General features: G+C 58.1%; 19 protein-coding genes and 1 tRNA gene. 8 read left to right on the top strand and 12 right to left on the bottom strand.

Annotated elements, in window-relative coordinates; translation table 11 throughout:
• Window positions 1-70 precede the first annotated feature (70 nt).
• Both P775_RS04430 and P775_RS04425 read right to left on the bottom strand, forming a co-directional pair.
• Window positions 71-2,104: an NADH:flavin oxidoreductase gene (locus P775_RS04430; protein WP_099909822.1), complete on the bottom strand. Its 2,034-nt coding sequence runs from the start codon at window positions 2,102-2,104 to the stop codon at window positions 71-73.
• Between the two features lie 108 nt (window positions 2,105-2,212).
• Window positions 2,213-3,151, bottom strand: a complete 939-nt coding sequence (locus P775_RS04425; RefSeq protein ID WP_099909821.1) for a lysylphosphatidylglycerol synthase transmembrane domain-containing protein — start codon at window positions 3,149-3,151, stop codon at window positions 2,213-2,215.
• Between the two features lie 347 nt (window positions 3,152-3,498).
• Between P775_RS04425 and P775_RS27480 the strand changes: the two genes are divergently transcribed.
• Genes P775_RS27480 through P775_RS04415 form a run of 3 tightly spaced genes read left to right on the top strand, consistent with a single transcriptional unit; the run spans window position 3,499 to window position 6,706 of the window.
• Window positions 3,499-3,876: a hypothetical protein gene (locus P775_RS27480; RefSeq protein ID WP_143520802.1), complete on the top strand. Its 378-nt coding sequence runs from the start codon at window positions 3,499-3,501 to the stop codon at window positions 3,874-3,876.
• Entirely contained in the window at window positions 3,867-5,156 is a 1,290-nt protein-coding gene (mdoH, locus tag P775_RS04420; RefSeq protein WP_180287322.1) for a glucans biosynthesis glucosyltransferase MdoH, read from the top strand. The genes P775_RS27480 and mdoH overlap by 10 nt, the downstream gene beginning before the upstream one ends.
• On the top strand, window positions 5,153-6,706 hold the full coding sequence (locus tag P775_RS04415; RefSeq protein ID WP_245875563.1) for an OpgD/OpgG family glucan biosynthesis protein: 1,554 nt from the start codon (window positions 5,153-5,155) through the stop codon (window positions 6,704-6,706). Before mdoH ends, P775_RS04415 begins: the two co-directional genes overlap by 4 nt.
• A 21-nt stretch (window positions 6,707-6,727) precedes the next feature.
• Here the strand turns inward: P775_RS04415 and P775_RS04410 are convergent, their stop codons facing one another.
• Window positions 6,728-7,078 (bottom strand): RidA family protein, encoded by a 351-nt coding sequence (locus P775_RS04410; RefSeq protein WP_099909819.1) that lies wholly within the window; start codon window positions 7,076-7,078, stop codon window positions 6,728-6,730.
• A gap of 100 nt (window positions 7,079-7,178) precedes the next feature.
• Window positions 7,179-8,390, bottom strand: a complete 1,212-nt coding sequence (locus P775_RS04405; RefSeq protein WP_099909818.1) for an NAD(P)/FAD-dependent oxidoreductase — start codon at window positions 8,388-8,390, stop codon at window positions 7,179-7,181.
• A gap of 272 nt (window positions 8,391-8,662) precedes the next feature.
• On the opposite strand from P775_RS04405, the gene P775_RS04400 reads away from it, so the two are divergent.
• From P775_RS04400 to P775_RS04385, 4 genes are all read left to right on the top strand, one after another.
• Window positions 8,663-9,271 carry a CDP-alcohol phosphatidyltransferase family protein gene (locus P775_RS04400; protein WP_099909817.1) on the top strand — a complete coding sequence of 203 codons (609 nt, stop codon included), beginning with the start codon at window positions 8,663-8,665 and terminating at the stop codon, window positions 9,269-9,271.
• Window positions 9,272-9,283: 12 nt separating this feature from the next.
• A complete protein-coding gene (locus tag P775_RS04395; protein WP_099909816.1) occupies window positions 9,284-10,492 on the top strand; it encodes an ABC transporter substrate-binding protein in 1,209 nt (402 codons plus the stop codon).
• Between the two features lie 108 nt (window positions 10,493-10,600).
• Window positions 10,601-12,238 carry an ABC transporter permease gene (locus P775_RS04390; protein ID WP_245875564.1) on the top strand — a complete coding sequence of 546 codons (1,638 nt, stop codon included), beginning with the start codon at window positions 10,601-10,603 and terminating at the stop codon, window positions 12,236-12,238.
• Window positions 12,231-12,881: an ATP-binding cassette domain-containing protein gene (locus P775_RS04385; protein ID WP_099909814.1), complete on the top strand. Its 651-nt coding sequence runs from the start codon at window positions 12,231-12,233 to the stop codon at window positions 12,879-12,881. The genes P775_RS04390 and P775_RS04385 overlap by 8 nt, the downstream gene beginning before the upstream one ends.
• On the opposite strand, the gene P775_RS04380 is transcribed toward P775_RS04385, so the two are convergent.
• The 4 genes from P775_RS04380 to P775_RS04370 all read right to left on the bottom strand — a co-directional run bounded on the left by P775_RS04380 (window position 12,882) and on the right by P775_RS04370 (window position 17,576).
• Window positions 12,882-14,243, bottom strand: a complete 1,362-nt coding sequence (locus P775_RS04380) for a polysaccharide biosynthesis/export family protein (RefSeq protein ID WP_099909813.1) — start codon at window positions 14,241-14,243, stop codon at window positions 12,882-12,884.
• Window positions 14,244-14,378: 135 nt separating this feature from the next.
• Window positions 14,379-14,675, bottom strand: coding sequence for a hypothetical protein (locus P775_RS27920; RefSeq protein ID WP_180287321.1), 297 nt, complete (start codon window positions 14,673-14,675; stop codon window positions 14,379-14,381).
• 112 nt (window positions 14,676-14,787) lie between these two features.
• The gene (locus P775_RS04375) at window positions 14,788-15,435 is read right to left on the bottom strand and encodes a YjbF family lipoprotein (RefSeq protein WP_180287320.1); all 648 of its coding nucleotides are present in this window, start codon (window positions 15,433-15,435) and stop codon (window positions 14,788-14,790) included.
• The gene (locus P775_RS04370; RefSeq protein ID WP_099909811.1) at window positions 15,432-17,576 is read right to left on the bottom strand and encodes a YjbH domain-containing protein; all 2,145 of its coding nucleotides are present in this window, start codon (window positions 17,574-17,576) and stop codon (window positions 15,432-15,434) included. Before P775_RS04370 ends, P775_RS04375 begins: the two co-directional genes overlap by 4 nt.
• Before the next feature lie 144 nt (window positions 17,577-17,720).
• On the opposite strand from P775_RS04370, the gene P775_RS04365 reads away from it, so the two are divergent.
• Window positions 17,721-18,464 (top strand): metallophosphoesterase, encoded by a 744-nt coding sequence (locus tag P775_RS04365; protein ID WP_099909810.1) that lies wholly within the window; start codon window positions 17,721-17,723, stop codon window positions 18,462-18,464.
• Between the two features lie 68 nt (window positions 18,465-18,532).
• On the opposite strand, the gene P775_RS04360 is transcribed toward P775_RS04365, so the two are convergent.
• The 4 genes from P775_RS04360 to P775_RS27915 all read right to left on the bottom strand — a co-directional run bounded on the left by P775_RS04360 (window position 18,533) and on the right by P775_RS27915 (window position 22,161).
• Entirely contained in the window at window positions 18,533-19,237 is a 705-nt protein-coding gene (locus tag P775_RS04360; RefSeq protein ID WP_245875562.1) for a sugar transferase, read from the bottom strand.
• 658 nt (window positions 19,238-19,895) lie between these two features.
• Window positions 19,896-19,970 (bottom strand) — tRNA-His (locus P775_RS04355).
• A gap of 190 nt (window positions 19,971-20,160) precedes the next feature.
• A complete protein-coding gene (hisS, locus tag P775_RS04350) occupies window positions 20,161-21,483 on the bottom strand; it encodes a histidine--tRNA ligase (RefSeq protein WP_099909809.1) in 1,323 nt (440 codons plus the stop codon).
• Between the two features lie 282 nt (window positions 21,484-21,765).
• Window positions 21,766-22,161: a hypothetical protein gene (locus P775_RS27915; RefSeq protein WP_180287319.1), complete on the bottom strand. Its 396-nt coding sequence runs from the start codon at window positions 22,159-22,161 to the stop codon at window positions 21,766-21,768.
• Between the last annotated feature and the right edge of the window lie 25 nt (window positions 22,162-22,186).

Genomic DNA, 22,186 nt, shown 5'->3' with positions numbered 1-22,186 from the left:
AAGACCGCACTCGATCACCAAGCCCAGAAGTCCGAGGCCCTTGCACAATGGGCGGCAACCACAGAAGTTGCTAGATATCCTTCATCAGACGCAGCGCATCATAGATTGCTGCGTGGGTGTTGCGTGCAGACACGGCATCGCCAATGCGAAACAGCTGGAAGGTCCCTTCGGTATTGCGCAGTTCAGTCTGAACGCGGCCCGCGATCAGCGCATCCTGATCCACCGCCCCAAGGTTACTGGAGAGTGGTTTCAGCGCAAAATATAGATCGTCCAGCGGAAGGGTTCCATGATTGACCACGACCTGATCGAAATGCCGCTCTTCGCGATGATCCGAATAATCCGTGCCAATCACCGCCTGCAGTCGGTTGCCGTCTTTTTTCACCGCTTTCAGCCGGTAGGTGACGGTAAATCGTACATCCTTGTTCTGCAGGCTGCGCATGTAAGGAACGAGGTTCATCGCCATCACATCGGGCGCAAAGCTACGGTCGGGTGTCATGATCTCAACATGGCCACCCGCCTTGACAATCACCTCAGCCGCTTGCAGCGCCGCATGGTCGCCGGCGTCGTCGTACAACAGCACCGACTCTCCGGCTTTTACATCACCGGCGATGATGTCCCAGGCCGAGATGACGAGCTCGTTCCCGGCCTCAAGCACATCGGTATTCGGTAACCCACCCGTTGCGATGATCACAACGTCAGGGGCCAGCGCCTTGATATCTGACGCTTCTGCATAGGTGTTGAAGTGAAACGTTACGTCCCGAGCTGCGCACTGCGCCATGCGCCAGTCGACGATCCCGATCATCTCGCGCCGTCGGGCGCTTAGTGCGGTCAGGCGAATTTGCCCGCCGGGATCAGCAGCCGCCTCGAACACTGTCACGTCGTGGCCGCGCTCTGACGCGACCCTTGCGGCCTCCAGCCCTGCAGGGCCTGCGCCGACAATGACAACCTTTTTGCGCACAGAAGCTGCGGGGATATCATGTGGCATCGACAGTTCACGGCCCGTCGCGGCGTTGTGGATGCAAAGCGCATCTCCTGCCTGATAGATCCGGTCAAGACAGTAGGTCGCGCCGACGCAGGGGCGGATGTCATCCTCGCGCCCCTCAATTATCTTTTGCACCACCTGCGGATCGGCCATGTGCGCGCGGGTCATTCCAACCATGTCGAGCTGCCCCGATGCGATGGCATGCCGCGCCGTCGCCACATCGGGAATGCGCGCAGCGTGAAAGGTCGGCAGGCCGACCTCAGCCTTGATCCGGCCGGCAAAATCCAGATGTGGCGCGGATTTCATGCCCTGCACCGGAATTACGTCGGTCAGCCCCGCATCCGTATGGATCTGCCCCCGGATGACGTTCAGGAAATCGACGCCTACCTTCTTGAACATATGCCCGATGGCGATGCCCTCTTCGGCATCAATTCCACCCTGGGCTGACTCGTCTGCTGCATAGCGCATGCCCAGAAGGAACCTGTCCCCGACCCGAGCCCGGCAGGCCTTGTAGACCTCCAGCGCGAACCGCGCGCGGTTGTCCAACGATCCACCCCAAGGCGCGTCCAAGGTGTTGGTTAGCGGCGACATGAACTGATCCATGAGATGGCCGTAACATTCAAATTCGACCCCATCGAGGCCTGCCGCCTGCATTCGTTCTGCCGCATCGGCGTAATCCTCGATGATCTGATCAATCTCCCAATCCTCGATCACCTTCGGGAACGCCCGGTGCGCTGGTTCACGCAAGGGGCCGGAGGATACTACGGGCAGCCAGTCCCCCTTGTTCCATTGTGTTCTGCGGCCCAGATGCGTTAGCTGGATCATCACCGCACAGCCATGGCCATGGCACTCATCGGCCAGCGCCTTCATCCACGGGACGACCTCGTCCTTGTAAGCCAGCACATTGTTGAATACGGGCGGCGAATTGCGCGACACCGCGGCCGATCCGGCAGTCATAGTCAGCGCCACGCCGGCCTTGGCGCGGGCGGCATGATAGGCGCGATAGCGGTCCTTGGGCATGCCGTCTTCGGGATAGGCCGGTTCATGGCTCGTGGTCATGATCCGGTTTTTCAGGGTCAGGTGACCCAGCTGATAGGGCTGAAGAAGGGGATCCCGGGACATGGCGCGCCTCTGCTGGATGATGGGTATGAAGCCAGCATGCGTGCAAATCCGTGGGTAAGTCCGATCTGAAAGCGTCACAGGTGTCGATTTTTGCGACATGAGTGTTTTTCAGCGTTTGTTCCGGCGGTTTTTGAGTAGGGGCATCATCCCGGGCAAGACGGCGACGACGAAGACCAGACCAAAGGCGATGCTGGCCGCCAGCCCGTCAGACGCGCTTTCGCCTGCAAGCGGGAACAGGGCCGCAGCCGCGCCTTCGCGCAGGCCCCAGCCAGAAACAGAAATGGGGATCAGCATTGTGAACAGGATCAGCGGCACGATCCCCAGTAGTTCGACCAGCGACAACTCTGTCCCGGTTGCACGTGCGCAAAAGGCAAAAGCCGACAGGGTGCAGGCTGTTGTTCCCAAGCCTAGCAACACCTGCCAGCCCAAGACCTTGGGTGCCAGAAGCGAGCGGTGCAGCGCGTCCCAAAGATTGTCGAGCGCGCGTCGCTGTGGTCCGGGCAACATCCCGCCCAGCCAGAACACCAGCGGCGCGGTCATTCCGACAATGATCAGCGGCACTATGAAGGAACGCACCCAGACTGGCCAGTTCAGCCCACCAGGGGCCAGAGCCGTCACGGCAAAGGTGACCGTCATCACTGCAAAGACGACCACCTGACCAGACAGTCGTTCAAACACAACACCCTGCGAGGCCCGAAGCAATCCCGCCTGATGCCGCGCGCGCACGGCGCGCCCCGCATCCCCGACCATGCCGCCGGGCAGGGACTGGTTGATAAACTGTGCAAGATAATATTCCCGTACTGCCTGCCAGACGGTAAAGCGCTGGCCCAAGGCCTTGGCTGTTACTTTCCAGCGCAGGGCCGACAGCAGCGTCTGCAGGGATAGCATCACTAAGGCGAGCGTCAGCCAGACCGGATCTGCCCCGGCAAGGCTGCCAAGTGCATCGCCGCCACCGACGGCCCGCCAAAGGATCGCAAGCAGCGCTATGCTGACCATAAACTGCAGGATCCGCAGGCTACGCACTTTGAGGCGTGGAAGCGGCCTCATTCAGATCTCAGCCATGTAACGCGACCGATCATCGCCGCCGCTCCGCGGCACTGTGTTATCATTTTTCCGTGCCTGACCATTTTGTCTGGGGGGCAAAAACCACAGGTCGGCACAGCCCGCAAGCAGCGGATGGCGCGCACGCGCAGCAAACGGCGGAAAGGTTCCCTGCAGTGCGGGCGTTTTTTGAGTGATTTTAATTCTGTGGCGATTTTTCGCCCATACGAATCGGCCCAATAGGCAGATCGCGCCTATCTTCGCGCTATCGCCATTGCGGCGGCGCAACCAAGCATGAATTGGAGCGTTCGAGGTCCAACACAGCTCACATTCTGAATTCACGAAGGTTCATCATGTCCATGAATGCCCCACAAGACCGGACTGCCCTCGCCCCTGTCCGGGGCATACTGCGTCCGGCGCCTGTGCGTCGCTACATCGCGCGCCCGGATCTCTTCCCTGCTGCTATGCCGCAGCCGGGATCACCACATTCCCTCGCCTGGCTTCAGGCGGCGCTGACACTTACCCTCACAGCGCTTGTCGCCACGGGCTTTGCAGTCGAGATCGAGGATTGGAGCGCCGTCAGCGGTGTTACCTTTGGGCTGATTACGCTGACCACGGCAAGCTTGTCGCTGGGAGCCACCACAGCGCTGATCGGCCTCATGGCCCCCCACAGGTGCCGTTTCGCGCAATGCCCGGTTCGCAGCCCACCGGGCGTACAGCCATGCTGCTGACGATGTGCGGTGAAACTCCGGCTGGCCCCACGCGCATGCTGTCAGAGCTCGCGACTGATCTGCAACGTAAAGGCATCCATCACTCAACCACACCGTTTGTTTTGTCTGACACGCGCGATGCCGACAAGATCAGGATCGAGGAAGAGACGTTTGCCCCCCTTATCAATGCTGGACGTATTCAGTATCGCCGCCGGACAGAAAACACCGGGCGAAAGCCTGGCAACATCGCGGACTGGCTGCGGTCTCATGGGGACTGCTTCGACTATATGATGACGCTTGATGCGGACAGTCGTATGGGGGCGTCGCGAATCGCCAATATGGTGGCGCGCATGGAACGTTCACCTCAGACGGGTCTTTTGCAGGCGGGTATGCGCCTGATCCCAGCAAAGTCGCGCTTTGGCAAGCTGCAGCGCCTGTCGTCGCGGCTAATGGGGCCGACCTTTCTTAAGGGCTTCGCCCTGTGGACCGGGGATGCGGGCAATTACTGGGGGCACAACGCTCTGATCCGGATCAAGGCTTTTCGTGAGGCGGGCCATCTGCCTAAGCTCAGCGGGCAGGCGCCGTTCGGCGGGGATATCCTCAGCCATGACTTTGTCGAGGCAGCGCTGATGCGCCGCGCAGGCTGGAAGATCGAGATTGATGCCGATACCCACGCCAGCGCTGAAGACGGCCCTCAGACCCTTAACGAGTTTCACAAGCGCGACCGCCGCTGGTGTCAGGGCAACCTGCAGCATAGCCGCTTGATCACGGCGCCCAGGCTGCACCCGATCAGCCGCCTGCACATGGCCGTGGGGATCATGGGCTATGTCGCCGGTCCGATCTGGCTTGCTCTGGTCGTGCTGCTGTCAGCAGGGGCGGTGCCCATTGCAACGTTTTGGCCAATGCTGGCGGTAGCGACCCTTTTGCTGATGCCCAAGCTTTGCGGTTTGCTTCGCAATCTTCGCGCCACGCGCAGTCCGCGTGCACGCAAGATCATGCTGCGCGCAGCGGGGGCCGAACTGATGATGTCCTCACTGATCGCGCCAATCGTGATGATACGGGACGTGCTGGCTGTCAGTTCTGTCGTGACCGGACATGACTGCGGTTGGAAAAACCCGGTTGCGCAGCAACTAAGCCTGCCCTCCGGAATGCTGGAGGCCCTCGCCGGGGCCGCTCTTGTGGCTTTGGTTGCGGCGATGAACCCGGTTGCGCTGCCTTTTGTTCTGCCCGTGGCAGGACCGCTACTGGCGGCACCGCTTCTTGTGCCCTATCTTGATTATCAAAAGGATATTCAAACTTGATCGGTAATATGATGCACAGACGCAGTTTTCTTTACTCCTCAGCCGCCGCCGCAACCCTGTTGACTGCGCGTGGCGGTCTGGCGCAAACCACTGAGGAGTCCGGCGTCAGTTTGCTGGAGCGCGCCCGAAATCTTGCGCTACAACCTTACGAAGCGCCGGATCGGGAACTGCCCGCGCCCTTTGCCAATTTGAATTATGACGCTTATCGCGGCATTCGCCCGCTGCCGGGCCGCGCGTCCATGCTGGAACTGGGCAAGGACTATGCCGTCGATCTTTTGCCTCCCGGGTTGTTCTTTCAGACCCCTGTGACCATTGATCTGGTCAGCGACACCGGAATAGAGCCTTTTGCGTTTTCACCGGATCTCTTCTCGTTCGATCTTCGTTATTTCGACGAGATTCCATCCGTTTCTCCTGGAGCCGGCTTCTCTGGCCTACGGTTGCGTACCCCCTTGAATTCCCCGGAGGACATGAACGAATTCCTCGTGATTCAAGGCGCGAGCTATTTCCGCGCCATCGGGCGAGATATGGTCTACGGTCTGTCCGCGCGCTCTGTCGCTCTGGGCACAGGTGGTCAGGGTGCAGAGGAATTCCCCGAAATTCGCCATCTGCGCCTGTATCCCCCCGTCGACGCAAGCGTGCGGGTCGAAGGTCTGATCGACAGCCCATCGCTGACTGCGCATATTGACATGACGACAACCCCGGGTGACGATACGCGTCAGGCAATATCGGTCACGCTTTTCCCACGTGAAACGCTGGACACAATCGGCGTTGCACCTTTGACTACGATGTATTTCAAGGGGCCTCTACGCTCTTCTGTCGGGGATGATTTCCGCCCGGCTGTGCATGACAGTGACGTGCTGGTCGTGGAAAATGGCGTGGGCGAAACCCTTTGGCGGCCGATCTCCAATCCAGCCACTGTGCAGGCTTCGGCCTTCAGCGACAGCAATCCGCACAGTTTTGGCCTGTACCAGTCCGACCGTAGCTTTGCCGCGTTTCAGGACACCGAGGCGCACTACAACCATCGACCCTCTGCCCGGGTGGAACCCCGTGGCGAATGGGGCAAAGGCGCCGTCACGTTGATTGAGATCCCTACTGCGGACGAATTCATGGACAATATCGTCGCGTTCTGGCGTCCGGAAGACCCGCTTGAAAAAGGTTCAGAGCATCGCTTCGACTATGATCTTGTCTGGACGCTGGCCCCAGCGTCCGTAAAAGGCACGCATATCATGCAGACACGCAGTGGCATCGATCCGATTGATCAGGAAGTGTTGCAGTTTGTGGTCGATTTCGAAAATCTTCCCAAAGATGCTTGGCCTGAACTCAAGGCCACGGATGGCGCAGAGCTGTCAGAGCCAGTGCTGTTGGCTCTGCCTGCCGGGGCATATGCCAGTAATGATGCAGCGGCCAAGCCTACGCGCGTCGCATTTCGGTTGCGGCCCGGAAAGGTTGAACAGGTGGATCTGCGACTTGTGATGCGCAATGCCGAGAACGTCGCTCTGGCTCCGGTCTGGCTGCACCGCTGGACCCGCGCCCGCGATGGCGGTGTCTGAACCGACACCGCCGCGTCGTGTTCAGGCCTTGGCGGCAGTCACCAGAAACTCGACCAGATAGTCCGGTGTGGCAAGCTTTGCCTCGCCGCAGGCGCGTGCAGGTGTGTGTCCTTGAGCGACCCAAGCATCCCATACAGCGTTCATCGCCGGGAAATCTGCCATATCTGCCAACCAGATAGTGACCTGAAGCAGATGCGTTTTGTCTGAACCGACTTCGGCAAGCAGCGCGTCAACCTTTTCAAGGCAGGTCTTTGTCTGCGAGGCCACGTCTTCGCCGGGGTCCCCGACCTGACCGGCAAGGTAAATTGTCTGGCCGTGCTCGACGATCTGGCTCATACGCGGGCCGGTGTGGTGGCGGGTGATCTGGGTCATGGAACGCTCCTGTTTTGTGATGTGGTTTTGGGTTACGCCACTGCAGACCGGAAACCCATCCCCTTTTGGGACAATGTCGCATGCGGAACAATTCCCAGCGTCAGAGTATTCCGCGATCAAGCCCCGCCACAGCCTCTCGTTCACCGGTCATCGCGCGGGCAAGGCGTTCGCCGGTGGCGGGACCCAGAGTGAACCCCTGATGTCCGTGTCCGAAATGCAGCCACAGCCCTTTATGCCGAGGTGCCTGAGTAACCAGCGGCAGCATCCCCGGCAGGCAGGGGCGTGTGCCGGACCATGGCTTTGGCTCTACCGCCTGGCCGATTTCGACAAGTTCGCGTGCTGCCCGCTCTCCGCGCAGCAGCTGGCGGGGCTGTGGGGCAGCCCTGCGGGAAAGTTCGGCCCCGGTGGCAAGTCGCAGTCCCTGCCGCATCGGGGAGAGGACGATGCCACGCTCGGCATCGACGATGGCGCGCTGCAGTCCGTGCGGGCCGTCGAAATGCATGTGATAGCCGCGCTTTGACACCATAGGGATACGATATCCGAACCGGCGCAGCAGCTGGGGCGACCAAGGGCCAAGCGCGACCACAACTCGCGCCGCCGCGACGCCTGAGGCGCGCCACCCTGAGCCGTGCTGTTCCAGCGTCGCCGCGTCGCCCGCGACGATCCGCCCGCCACGCTGTTCGAACAATCTGGCATAGGCCTGCACAAGCCCACCCGGATCGCTTGCCCGCCAAGGCCCGGACCAGAGCACCGCGCCTGCAAGATTGCCTTTCAGCCCCGGTTCAGCCCGTTGCAGGGCTTCTTTCGTGAATATTTCATAAGGTTGAGCGTAAAGCCGGGCCATCCGGCGCGCCGCCACCTCTGCAGCGTCAAAGGCGCGTTCGGTGCGGTAGACCTCCCAATATCCGTCGCGCTGGATCAGGTTGTCCGCTCCTGCGGCGGTGATCAGCGGCGCATGGGTCGGAATCGCCTCGGAGATCAGCGTGCTGTAAAGCTTTGCTGTCAGGGCATACCGGCTGGGACTTGATGCCAGCCAGTAGCGCAGCAGCGCCGCCGCCTGAGCTGGCAGAGCGAACGGATCCAGAGCAACAGAATTCCCCCGTCCCAGCGCGAGTTGAAACAGGCTGAGAGGGGAGCGGGGTAGGGCATAGGGTTCGGAGGCTTCAGATTGCAGGATGCCGGCGTTGCCATAGCTGGTTTCCTGCCCCGGCGCGCCTCGGTCGAGTATCACGCAGTCCAGCCCGTGTTTCTGTAGCGCCAGCGCGGCCCCGAGGCCGGCCATACCCGCGCCAAGGATGAGGACGTCACTCATGCGCCCGGCCTTGGGGGTGGGCAGTTCACTGTCGCGAAAGGTGGCAGGGGCAGATTGCGGGGCGTCATGGGGGGAGGCTCCTTTATTGGATCGAGGCGCAGAGTGTGTTGCAGGACCATCGCACGATCCGTCGCCACCAAAGCCACTTTCGCGGTCAGATGCAAACCGGTCACTTTGCACAGCACCCTGTCACTTGGTCTCACGTTTCTGTAAAGGCATTGCCCGGCGGGCGTTGCCGTGGCTTTATATCCCCGACCCTAAAGGAGCCGCGCATGTTCGATGCCACAGCCCGCAAGCTGATTGACCCGCCGCTGAACGCGGTAGGGCGATGGGTTGCGGCACTGGGTGTCTCGGCCAATCAGATCACCCTGCTGGGACTTGCTTTGGGGCTTATCTCCGCGGCGATGATCTGGGGCGGGGTGCCTGTTGCAGCTCTAATTCCGCTGCTTTTATCGCGTGTGGCGGACGGGTTGGACGGGGCCGTTGCCCGCTCTACGAGAAAGACCGATTTCGGCGGCTTCGTTGATATCGCCTGCGATTTTCTGTTCTACGGTGCGGTGCCGCTTGCCTTTGTTCTGCTGGACCCGGCTGCGAATGCCATCGCGGGCGCCTTTCTGCTCGCGTCCTTCTACTTCAACGGCACCAGCTTCCTCGGCTATGCCATACTTGCTGAAAAGCGCGGAATGGAGACCTCGGCCCAGGGGTCGAAATCGCTCTACTTTTCCAACGGCCTGCTTGAGGGATCCGAGACCATTGGTTTCTTCGTTCTTCTCTGCCTATTTCCACAGTTTTTTGCACCGCTTGCCTGGATATTTGGCGCGCTGTGTTATGCAACTGCAATTTTACGTATCCTTGCCGCGCGCCAGATCTTCAACGACTGAACCGGAGACCACATGATCCGCCTCTCGAACACGCTTCCACTGATTGCCGCTCTTATGGCCCCCTTGCCGGCGCTGTCCGCTGATCTTGATCCCTCCGATTGGGACGCCGTGCTGGAACAGGCGCAGGGTCAGACTGTCTACTGGCATGCCTGGGGCGGGTCTACCGCCACCAACGATTTTATCACCTGGATCGGGCAACAGGTGGCAGAGCAGGGCGTCACGCTGGAACATGTGAAACTGTCTGACACTGCCGATGCCGTGTCCCGGGTGCTGAACGAAAAGCAGGCAGGGCAGGATGAAGACAGCGCTGTCGACATGATCTGGATCAACGGTCCGAATTTTGCTGCAATGAAGGATGCCGGGCTGCTGTATGGCCCCTTCGCGGAACAGCTTCCAAACTGGCAATATGTGGATACGACAGGCAAGTCCGTCCAATCCGATTTCACTGTTGCGACCGAAGGCTATGAATCACCCTGGGCCATGGCGCAGGTCGTCTACATGTACGATTCGGCGGATATGGTGCCGCAGCACTCTGCCGAAGCGATTCTTGAGTGGGCCAAGGCAAACCCGGGCCGGTTCACCTATCCGCAGCCACCGGATTTCCTTGGCTCGACCTTCCTCAAGCAGACGCTGATTGAGCTGACGGATAACACCGAAGTGCTCTTGAGACCTGCAGATCAGGCGGATTACGCGGCCGTTACGGCACCGTTGTGGGACTATCTTGATGCGCTGACCCCGGTGCTCTGGCGCTCTGGTTCGGCCTATCCCGCATCCGGACCCGCGCAACTACAGCTGATGGCGGATAATGAGATCGACTTGGCGATTTCCTTCAGCCCGGGCGAGGCATCTACAGCGATAGCCAACTTCCAGCTGCCCGATACGGTGCGCACTTTTGTGCTGGAAAAGGGTACCCTGGGAAATGCCTCTTACGTGGCAATCCCCTATAATTCAGGCTCTAAGGCCGGAGCTTTGGTCGTCGCCAACGCCCTGCTGTCGCCACAGGCACAGGCGCGCGCGCAGGATCCCGCGATACTAGGTTACGGCACCGTGCTGGCGATGGACAAGCTCTCGGACGAAGATCGCGCCACGTTTGCAGCTCTCGACCTTGGCATCGCGACTTTGTCGCCGGCTGAACTCGGCACCGCGCTGCCGGAACCAAACCCCAGCTGGATGACACTCATCACTGACGACTGGACCCGTCGCTACGGCGCCGGTCAGTAAAATATGCACCCGCTGGCCCAACGCATTGTTGCCTTTGGGGCGGCGCGGGTCAGCGGGCTGTCGGCGCCTTCAGCGCTGGGGTTGATTCCGGCGCTGACACTCTTGGCAATGCTAGGACCGGTCGGGGCAGGGGTTTTGGGCACAGTGCTGCCTGCATTCGGCTATCTGCCGGCGGCAGGCCTTTCGACCCTTTCATTTGATCCCATCATAGCTCTCTTCGATTGGCCGGGCCTGACTGCGGCAGTGCGCCTGTCGGCGACAACCGGCCTGGTCGCGACCTCTCTTTCACTTGGCATTGTCACTCTGACGCTGGCAGGATGGCACGGCACCCGACCGTTCCGGATGTTGGAGCGTCTCTTGTCGCCGCTGTTGTCCGTACCCCATGCAGCGACGGCCTTTGGCCTTGCCTTTCTTGTCGCGCCGTCGGGCTGGCTGTCTCGACTCGCCTCTCCACTGACCGGCTGGGACCGGCCGCCAGATTTGCTGATCGTGCAGGACCGTTGGGGGCTGACGCTGACCGCGGGGATGGTTGCAAAAGAGGTACCGTTCCTGCTGCTCATGACGCTCTCGGCCCTTGGTCAGGCCGATGCACCGCGCCGGATGCGCGTGGCGCAGGCCTTAGGATATGGGCGCATCACCGGGTGGCTTAAGACGGTGTTCCCCGCTGTTTACGCGCAGATCCGTCTGCCGGTCTATGTGGTGCTGGCCTATTCTATGTCGGTTGTGGATGTCGCGATAATCCTTGGCCCCTCTACGCCACCCTCATTATCGGTGCAGATTGTCCAGTGGATGAGCGACCCAGACCTATCTAGACGCTTGACCGCAGCTGCTGCTGCATTGCTGCAAGGTGCGCTGGTGTTCGCAGCGCTCGCGCTTTGGCGAGCGATGGAATTTGTGGTCGCGAGATTGGGTTGTCTTTGGGTAGAGCGGGGAAATCGCGGCGTCGCCGACCCTGTCCTGCGCCCGCTTGGTCTGGTTCTTGGCCTACTCTCCGCTTTGGCTATTCTCGCCGGGCTTCTTGGTCTAGCGGTCTGGTCTTTCGCTGGATTTTGGGCCTTTCCAGACGCCATGCCACAAGAACTCTCTTTTCGGAACTGGAACCGTTACTTGCCGGGTATCCTGACAGCGAGTGGGACCACAGCCCTGATCGCAATTCTGGCAACGGGCTTGGCTTTGGTCCTGGTTCTCGGCTGTCTCGAATCGGAATACCGCAGCGGACGGGGCCTGACCCAGCGGGGCCTCTGGCTGATCTATCTGCCGCTGCTGGTCCCGCAGACGGCCTTTCTGCCAGGTCTGCAAACCCTGCTCCTTAGCCTCGGCGCGGACAAGGCGTTATGGGCCGTGGTGCTGGTCCATCTGGTTTTCGTACTGCCCTATGTCTTTCTATCACTGGGCGATCCCTGGCGCGCCTGGGACCGACGCAATGGAACCGTCGCGGCGGTGCTTGGCGCTTCGTTTTGGGGGGTGATGTGGCGGGTTCGTCTGCCGATGCTGCTGCGCCCCATCGTGACAACTGCGGCCGTCGCCTTTGCGGTTTCGGTCGGGCAATACCTTCCGACATTGCTGGTTGGCGGCGGGCGGGTTCAGACCCTGACGACCGAGGCTGTAGCGCTGGCCTCGGGAGGTGACAGGCGTGCGATTGGGGTCTATGCCGTCGCGCAGACGCTGGCGGTGCTGCTGCCTTTCATTCTCGCGCTTTCCTTGCCCGCAATCATCTGGCGCAACAGAAGAGGTCTGCATGGCTGATGCCCTGATCCTGCAAAACGTCCGCATCACCAGAAATGAAGCGTTGCTGGTGGCTATCAACCACTCCATCGCCGCGGGTGAGGTTCTGACAGTTATGGGGCCTTCGGGTGTGGGCAAGTCCACGCTATTGTCCTATGTGGCGGGTACCCTCGCGCCCGATTTCGAAGCGAGTGGCATGGTTTGCCTTGGAGCAACAGACATCACGGCCTTGCCGCCTGCACGGCGCGGCATTGGCATTTTGTTTCAGGATGATTTGCTGTTCCCGCATCTATCCGTAGGTTCGAACTTGGCCTTCGGACTAGGTTCGGGCGGGACAAGGGCTGATCGGCGTAGACGCATTGATGACGCGCTTTGTGAAATCGGCCTCAAAGGCTATGCGAACCGGGATCCGGCGACGCTCTCAGGGGGGCAAAAGGCGCGCGTTGCGCTGATGCGTATGCTGCTTTCGCAACCCCGTGCCTTGCTACTGGATGAAGCCTTTTCAGGCCTGGACGCATCTTTACGGCATCATATTCGGACGCTTGTGTTTGATTGGGCGCGCCGCATGGCCCTGCCTGTGCTTATGGTCACCCACGATCTTGAAGATGCCGAGGCTGCAGGCGGTCCGGTTGAAAGGTTGGCGACTGCCAACCTTTCCGTTTGATCAGTTGCTCGCGGCAGCAACCGTCGTATTGATGATTGTAGGTGTGATCTGGTTGATCACGCGATTCCATCGAGTGACTGGCTGTTCGGCAACAAAGATCACATCGTTGGGGCGCAGTTCAAACCGCGTTGCCAACAGAAGGTTGGTAGCGTTACCGCCGTCCAGCTGCCAAGCCGTCAACGCTGAGAATTCACGCGGATCCGGCGAACCGCGCAGCACGTAAATTTTGCGAACGTTGCCCGTTATCGTTGGAATTCCACCTTGGGCATAAATTGCGTCCGCAAGCGAGGCTTTGGCACCAAAGGGCAGGGGAAAGCGGCTTTGCTTGCCGACTTCGCCAGCCAAGTATACGTAATCGCGATCAGCTGAGCCAAGATCGAATTGGGTTTTGAAGTTTTCGCGCTCTTCGTCCAGCGCGCCGCGGCGGATCGTCACTTCTGCATTCAGCTCATTCAGGGCCGCAATGCGCGATTGTTGGCGAAACTGGGCAATCTGGATTTGTTCGGCAAAATAGGCCTGTGCAAGATCCAACTCATACGTTGTGTCTACGAAAACGCTGTCACCGTCGATGAGCGGAATCCGTTGAAGGCCGCGGTTTGAATAAAGCTCGTTCAAAGGGATCTGATACAGGTTTCCGTCGCGATAGATGCGGACCGACGCATAATCCTGATCGGTCACCGTAATCCCACCTGCAGCGGCCAACGCTTCGTCCAAGTAGAGAGGTGTCAGCGAAATCGGTGCCACAGTGGGACTTGATACGGCACCGCCGATCGACACTTTCTTGGAATTGAATTCTGCGATTTCCAAGCTGAATGTCGGATCAATCTGATTCTCAACAAGACGTTGAAAAAGCTCGGCCTCGGCAGCTTCAAGCGTCAAGTTGGCGACAACCACACGCCCAACATTGGGGATCGATATAGAGCCGTCATCCTGCACTGTGTAACCTTGGCGCGAATTGGATGCAGCAAGCAGACCACTCAGTTGTTCTACCGTTGATCCGGTCTGCGGCGTGGCAAGAAGTATCACATCGCCTATACCGATCGTATAGGGCCGCACCGGGGCGCTAGGAGGCAAGCGCGTTTCCATCGAAACAGGTTTGACACGTTGGTCCAGGACAGAATTCGGAACATTTTCTGCTCCACGCATGCCACTGCCGATTCCGGCTGTCTGAAAAAAGGCTGCCGGTAGTGTCTTTGGACTGTAGGTTGAACTGTTGGCAACGAGCACGGACCCGGGCGTGATGGGAAGTACACGGACCTTTGAATCTGTCTGTGCAAATGACGTTACAGACGGAGAATTGTAGGCAACACCACATCCACTAAGGCCCAAAAGGACCGCTGCAATCAGTTTACGCCTTACCATTCGGACGGCATCCTTCGTGTCGAATCTTTTGATGGTCATACATTAGGATGCAGTATCAAAATGTGTTTTCTATGACAGAACGAGCCCGAATAACGGGCTCGTTCCATATACTTAAACTTGCGCAGACTGAGCCACCTAGTTGGTGGTACCGCCAGTCGTGCCGCCAGTCGTTCCACCTGTGCCGAAGGGGCTGTCGCCATTCGATGAGCTGCCGTTGGATGATGCGGCAACAACGCCGCCGACCACTGCTGTGATTCCAGCGGCGAGTCCGATAGCACCAAGGCCCAGACCGCCGAGGGCACCAGCACCAGCACCAACACCAACACCAGCACCACCAGCACCAGCACCAGCACCAATTACTGGCTGTGCATTTGCTGCGGCCCCAAGAAGGAGCGAACCGCAAGCAATAATTCCAAAAAGAGTATTTTTCATTACATATCTCCTGACAAGACTTGTCTACCTACGATACCTCATCCGGCAGACTCCTACAATTCTTAACGCGCGATTACTTCTGTTTGGTTAAGCTAAATTGTTCTATGGGTCTCTATTGAGCGGTAGTCTGCTCAATTTCTGCATATCCGACGTTTGGACCGACCCACTGTACCGATTTTATCGGAAGTCCGGAGCGACCCAGCCAATAGTGATTCTCAAACGTGATCGTGGGTCCTGTGCAGTTCTCTGTCAGGCGCAATGTCCGGAAGTTGCCTGCCAGTGTCGCGACTGCTACATCATTCTGGCGCGAATAGGTGCAGACAAAAGCCAGGGCATCTATGCCGTCCTCACCATTCAAATATCGGTGGATCCGCACCGCACTGTCGGTTTCACCCCGCATTGCAGCAGTCACATTCCCCAGATCAGTCGTCATGAGGTCCCCACCCAAGCCTCTTGTCTCCGTGAGAATACCGCTTTGGAGCGTGACTGCGATGCCGTCCAGACTGGTCCAGATTTGCCGGGTCCCATCCTGTTGCGAAAGAAGTGTTCCCGCCTGTGCGCGCCGTTGGGGAAGCTCCACAAAAAGTACCGGCTGGCCAACCTGAGCCAGAAACTCAGGTGTAAGAGTGGTTCGCAGGTCTACCGAAGGTGGACGCGCGAGAGCACGTGACAATTGTTGTCCGATCAAGGCAGGGGAGGAATTGCTGCCGCAAGCACCAAGCGTCAAAGCTGTGCAAAGGGCGAAAAATGTCTTTTTCATCTCCAAACCCGTCCCCATTTCGATTGCAGCGCCGGCTGGTGGTAGGCGCGCACGCCTTCGTAAAGTCGCCCGGGAACGGACAGACCCGCGCCACCATCGCGAAGAACGGGACGCACAGTGCGACCAATTCCGAACTGCGTCAGGGTCCCGGTCAGAGCAGATAGCGGAACGCTGAAAGTTATGCCCTTGTCAAAGGATCCTTCGCCAAAGTCGTCGAAGGGGACCTCGGTAAGGGTGGCAAATGCACCAATGCGGATTCCGTTATCAAATTCGCGATCAATAGAAACAGTTGCGCCCCAGTCGCCCGCCAGGTAGCGACCAACGTCAAGCTGGTAGTTAAATCCGTTTCCAGCGTCGTAATAGGTCGAAACATGGCCCATTACGACGTCATAGTCTTGAAAGCCGAAGTCCTGATCGAAATCGCGCTGACGCGCATAGTTCGCTTCGACCCCAAGGGCGAGGCGGCTTGCGACTGGTTTCCAGAGCAGCTCGCCTGAAACGCCGCCATACATTGATTCCAGATATCCAACGGTCAGGCGACCATAGAGATCCTCTCCGGGACGGAAGTATTTGGCTGCGAAAAGAGTCGTCAGCGCAGTTTCTCCGTCTCTTGCATAAAGGTTGCTGTCCGTGCGCACGCGTTGGAGTTTCGAACTGTAAGAACGAAGTTCGCCGCGGTTTCCCAAAACGCGCCGGCGCAGGCTACCCTCGAACAGAAGGCCGGGCTGGGGTTCATAGCTGGCAGTTACCTCTACCCCGAGATCTAGCCGTACCGGCTGGCTTGGATCAAAGTAGGTGGCGCTAAGGTAAGGGCCTATACCCCAGTTGAAGTCTGGAAAAGCACGCTGCGAAGGAGCAATGCCGTCCGGCGGATAGGCGTCCGAGACATCGGCGCGAGCCAAGCTCTGCCAAGCACCATCTGGCGCGTGAACCAGTTCTTCGACGTCGCTGCGCGCCAGAGTAATTCGCGATGCGGAGAGACCATTGGCTGTCACTGGGGTCAGTACAAACGTTTCCACAGAGGCGGGCATGACGTTGGTCAGGATACGGGTCGCGCGACCGATGGCCTGAGCGGAATTGGTGTACTGCGTATTGCGAAAGCGAACCTGTACCGAGCGACCATCCACGGCCATAGCGTCAAGCCGCAGGCCATTTTTGGAAAAAGCTTCCGCAACGTTGCCGCGCAGAATTTCTGCGCTGTTTGCCCGTTGTGTCCAGCCGAGGTCAGCAGCGGCGCCGGGCGCCCGCATCGCGACCAGCGGCGGGGCTGGATCCACACCGCCGGGGCGGTTCGTTGGATTCTTCGGATTGAAGGTATAGGTCACTCTCACCGCAGCTTCGGACCCGTAAAGATAGGCGGCGCTCACATCCAAACCGTTGCGAAAACGGTAGCTGGCGCCAAAGTTGAGCGGAGATTTTTGGTCGATCAGCCCACGGGCGGTTTCGGCGTCATACGCGTCCGAGGAATATTCTGCCGTAAGGACGATCTGGTCGCCCAGCTGATACTGTAACCCGCCGAATAGTGCTGCATCACCACGAAACCATTGCCCTGTCTCCAGTTGGCCGGTATCTCCGGTTTTGGTCGGCCGTGTCTTAAGCTTGTCGCTCAGCGCTCCAAGTGGGTTATCAAACCCATTATAGCTACCGAAGCGGCCCCAACCGATGCCACCAGTTGCCCGCAGCCGACCGAATGTCTTGGTCGCGACAATGTATTCACCAGCATAGATGCCAGTACCGCCGAAATCCTGAAGGCCGATCGTTACAGCCGGAATACTCGATGTTTCCGGCGTCAGTAAGTACCGCAAGTCGAAGCTACGGTCATAGTATTTTGGTTGTGTGACGGAGAAGTCTTTGATGTAGCTGTATCGAAATACACCCGAAATGCGCGGCGTGATCTGGAAGTAGGCGGTGTTTCGAACCGTTCCGTCAAAACTTCCGACGGTAAAGGCGAGGTCTGCATCAGACATGGCATTGCCTGATGGCATGTCAATGAGACCAGGCACGCCCATGAAACTCAGAGTAGGGCGGCTCCATGGCTCTTGCGCCGACTGCTCCGCATGGGCCAGGCTGGCGGTACTTGCAATCAGGGTTGCCATGATACTTGCGCATCGGGTGCAACGTTTGAAACGATCGATCTTCATGAACACCCTTTTTCGCAGGCATTTTGTGTAGACTAGGTTCCCGTGTGGGCCTGCCGAACTTATTTGTCTCGCGATGGAACGGAACTATAACTCAATGATTGATGACGTCTTGGACGTCGGGAATAAACAGCTTATGTTGCCGCAATGAGTATTTTTTTTTGGAAACGTGCCCCCAAGCCCACATTCGACGCACTTCTTGCGCCCGATCAGCCGTTTTTCGCTGTAGGAGACATTCACGGTCGGCTCGATTTGCTTCAGGACCTGTTGCGCCGACTGGAGAAGGCCGGACATGCCGAAGTCAAACTGGTTTGTGTGGGTGATTATATCGACCGTGGTGATCAAAGCCGGGAAGTTTTGAACCTGCTGCAGTCTCTTCAGGCGGACGATCCAGGCTCATTGGTTTGTCTCTTAGGAAACCACGAGCAGATGCTTCTTGATTTCCTTGAGGACCCTGCTCGGTCTGGCCCGCGTTGGCTTCTTCATGGTGGGCTGCAGACATTCGCAAGCTATGGTATTTCGCCGCTGTCGCAAACAGCGCCACGTGAAGAGTGGGAAATCGCGCGGAACAAGTTTCGTGAAGTGCTTGGGAATACTGAAGGTTGGCTGCGTGGGCTGCCGCGTGTCTGGCAGACTGGCAACGTGGCCGTCGTGCATGCGGCAGCTGATCCTGCGCTACCGATAGATAAGCAGACCGAAAAGACATTGTTATGGGGACACAAGGATTTTGGGCGTACTTCACGACAGGACGGCATTTGGGTGGTGCACGGTCACACAATCGTAGACCATCCGAAAGCAATTAATGGACGTATTTCTGTTGATACTGGGGGGTATGCGACCGGTCTACTTACGGCAGCTCTTGTCGAGCAGGGATCACTTCGCTTTCTCTAGATCGACACGTGTGCAAATGCGGTCTAGTCGTTTCGGAACGCCTATGAGTGCGCTCCGAAACGGTGGTGTTACTTGCCTGTACGGTTAATCACCGAGCTCGCAGTCGCAAGGATGATCTTTACGTCGGTTTTAAGCGAGATGGACGATAGATATTCTACATCCATATTCACGCGTTCGTCGTACGACACATCGTTGCGGCCCGAAACCTGCCACTGTCCGGTTATTCCGGGTGCCATCATCATGTATATCCGCTTGTAAGGGCCGTACTTCTTCAACTCTTCGCGCACGATCGGGCGGGGGCCTACAAAGCTCATCTCGCCCCTGAGCACGTTCCAGATCTGGGGAAGTTCATCTAGACTACTCTTGCGAATGAAATTTCCAAGAGCAGTGATCCGCGGGTCGTTGGTCAGCTTGTGATCACGAGCCCATTCTGCTGCAGCTTCCGGGTTTTCTGCCAGATAGTCACGCAGCTTGCGTTCGGCGTCGAAGACCATGGATCTGACCTTCCAGCAAGGGAAGACCTTTCCGTTCCTGCCGACGCGGCGGTGAGCAAAAAAGCTAGGACCACCGTCACGGCGCACCAGAATGCAAAGCACCAAAATCACGGGAGCAATCACCGGCAAAAGCAAGACAGCGAGTATCAAGTCAAAAATACGCTTGCCACGCCGAGCATAAAGCCCTTCGACCTTGGTGATGCTCTCCTGGCCGTTGGCTTCGGACGAAGCGTTGAGCGCGCCGCTCCAATTGCCAACAAAGGATTGTTTCATGTTCATAAGGAGCGCTCCAGCTTCGGATAATATTGGGGGTTCGCTTTAGGTATTTGGTGGTATTGGACGTGGTTTGATGGGTACGCCATCGGAACATTTTAAAAATAACTGTTATAAAAACGACATTATTTGGCTGCAAGGCCGCCAAGTTCTTGACTTGATCCGTCTGTAGCTAACATGCGTCCGGATGTGAAGATTAATGACTCATTAATAGATCATTACCAACAGCACAAAAAGTGCACTTTTTGGCCGAAATCTCAAAGAAATCTAATCAATCGCGTAAGTCAGCCGGATGAAGGGCATGTTAACTGTTTGGCAATGAATGTTAAAAGTTTGTCGGCAGGTGAGATTTATAGTCTTGAGCGAAAAATCGCCATCTGAAACGCGGGCGCGATATTTTTCAAACATGTTCGTTTTTAAGGCTGGTTGTTGCTAGCGGGTCGCCAAAGATGAATATGTTTGCACACTAAGAAAATGTAAGCGGGGGAAACTCTCTCGCTAAAGCTGTGATTTTCGCACTACTTTAGTGTTTGCGTCAGCATTTTTTTACAACAGTAAACGCTAAAAGCGAATCACCAGCTTTCGGTAGTCAGAGTCCAACCACCATTCATTTGGCAGATGCGCTGAATAAAGCTATGCAAAGCCTTAGGCTTGATAAAGATAATGGGGCGACTGACGGGGTTCGAACCCGCGACCACTCGGACCACAACCGAGAGCTCTACCGCTGAGCTACAGTCGCCGCAGTGGCTTGCACTTAGCCTGTGCTTTCCAGCTTGTCCATAGGCTTTTGGCTAATTTTCCGCACTGTTCCGTTCAGGCATTTCCGTGCAAAGCCACGCGAGAACAAGGTCTTGTCAAAAGCTAAGTACACTGAGCGACCCTAGGACGCTCAGTTTCTGGTGTTTTAGGTGGTTGGCTGACCGGAATTGTCAGGCGCGGGATGCAGCGAATGCCTCGACCGTAATGGCCTGCTGAACGCCTGAAGTCATGTCCTTTAACTGATGCACGCCGTCGCGGATGATCCAGACGTATGGGATCCCCTTGTCATTCGCATATTTCAGCTGTTTGTCCAGCCGTGGCACGTCCGGCAAAATCTCAACATTCGCGCCGGTTGCGCGGATCTCAGCAGCCAGCGCCTCGGCCTCGGCTGCGGTCAGCGACTCGTCTCCTGCCACAAGAACCTCGGTCGGGGTGCGTCGGCCTGTCTCAAGCAAGCTTTCGCTGAGCAGTTTGGTAAATATCCGAGTCAGACCGATCGAAATGCCGACGCCTGGCAGCTTGCGCTTCATGAATTGCCCGACAAGGTTTTCATATCGTCCGCCTGCGCAGATCGACGGATAGTCGGGGAAGTCGATGAACCTCGCCTCGTAGACGACGCCGGTATAATAGTCGAAGCCGCGCGAGATCGCGAGATCGCCGTCGATGATGAACCCCTTGGGACGACTCTTCTCGACCCTCGCCAGGAGGTTGCACAGCGCATCACGCCCCGCATCGACATCAGGGTTTGAAATTCCCAGCGCGTCCAGACCAGTTGCAATCGCATCGGGGCCGCCCTTGATCTTGCAAAAGGAGATGCAGGTGTCGATTCCTGCCGCATCGAGTCCCAGTTCGGTGGTCAGGCGTTCAGACAGCTTTTCTGTGCTCAGCTTTTCGACCTTGTCCAGGATCCGCGCGAGCAAAGTACCATCGGGCAGGCCAAGGTGAGTTGCAAGCCCATCCATGATCTTGCGGTTGGACACCTGGAACTTGACAGGTCCGACATTCAGGCGGGTCAGGGCGACAACCGCCATTTCCAGCATTTCGGCATCATAGGACAGAGACACCGTATCCTGATCAATCACGTCGATGTCGCACTGGGTGAATTCGCGGTAGCGTCCCTCTTGCGGACGTTCGCCGCGCCAGCAGCGTTGCATCTGGAATCGCTTGAAAGGAAAGGTGAGATTGCCGTGCTGCTTGGCCACATACCGCGCGGTTGGCACGGTCAGGTCATAGTGCAGGGCAAGCTTTGCGCTTGTCGTCTCGCCAATGGCGGCAAGGCGGGTCAGGGCGTAGATTTCCTTGTCCACATCCTCGCCCTTGGACGCGAGGGTCTGAACCGTCTCGACCGAGGGCGTTTCGATGTTGGCGTAGCCATAGCTTTCAAACACATCCGCGAGGAGGCTCAGCCAGCGCCGCTCCACATCGCGGACTTCAGGGGTGAATTCAGGAAAGCCGCTGATCGCGAAGTTGAGCTTGGTCTTGACGCCTGCCATCGAGTCGTTCCCTTTGATCCATCACCGGCCAGAGTCCGTGACAGACCCGGCATTTTGACAGGGCGGGTTTACGGGCAATCCCTGTGAACAACAACTCTAAATGCTTTGGCGCAGGTGGGCGCGATTGGGTGATTGGCTTTGATCTCGCCAAGAGCACAGGCACGGTGTCGGATAACCGCAGAACTGATATGACAACGGCAGCGTTCGACCGTTTGTGTAAAGGCAGGGAGAATTTGAACGATGCCAGCGATTCCTTTGCCGTTCATCGTCAGCGGTTGCCTGCTATTGGTGCTCGTACGGATGCTCCGGACGCGGCAGTCGCAGCCCTTGTTTCTGATGTTTGTCGCGGGTTGCGCGGTTCAGACAGCGCTTGTCGGCCTGCGCTGGAGCGTTGACCTTGGTGCTCTGCGCATCCTTCAGCCCGTTCTGGCAGCGTGCCTGCCGCCCCTTGCCTGGGCCGCATTCAGCTCGCTGCGCGGTGAAAAAGCTGCGTGGTGGCACATGCTTTGGCCGCTTGTCCTTATCCTTGCGTGGTTTCTGCGCCCCGCTGCGATTGATCCACTCCTTATAGTAGAGTTCCTTTTGTACGGGTTCTGGATCTTGCGGCTGCGCCTGCCGGATGATGTGCTGGCGCAGGTCCGGATCGGCGATGAATGGGCTGTTTCGCAGGCGCGTCATGGGGTTGCGGGGCTGCTTGTGCTCA

It is taken from the genome of Puniceibacterium antarcticum (genome assembly GCF_002760615.1).
GTDB classification, from domain to species: Bacteria; Pseudomonadota; Alphaproteobacteria; order Rhodobacterales; family Rhodobacteraceae; genus Puniceibacterium; species Puniceibacterium antarcticum.
The sequence above is the reverse complement of the archived record's forward strand: the minus strand, read 5'-3'. Positions and strand labels throughout refer to the sequence as shown.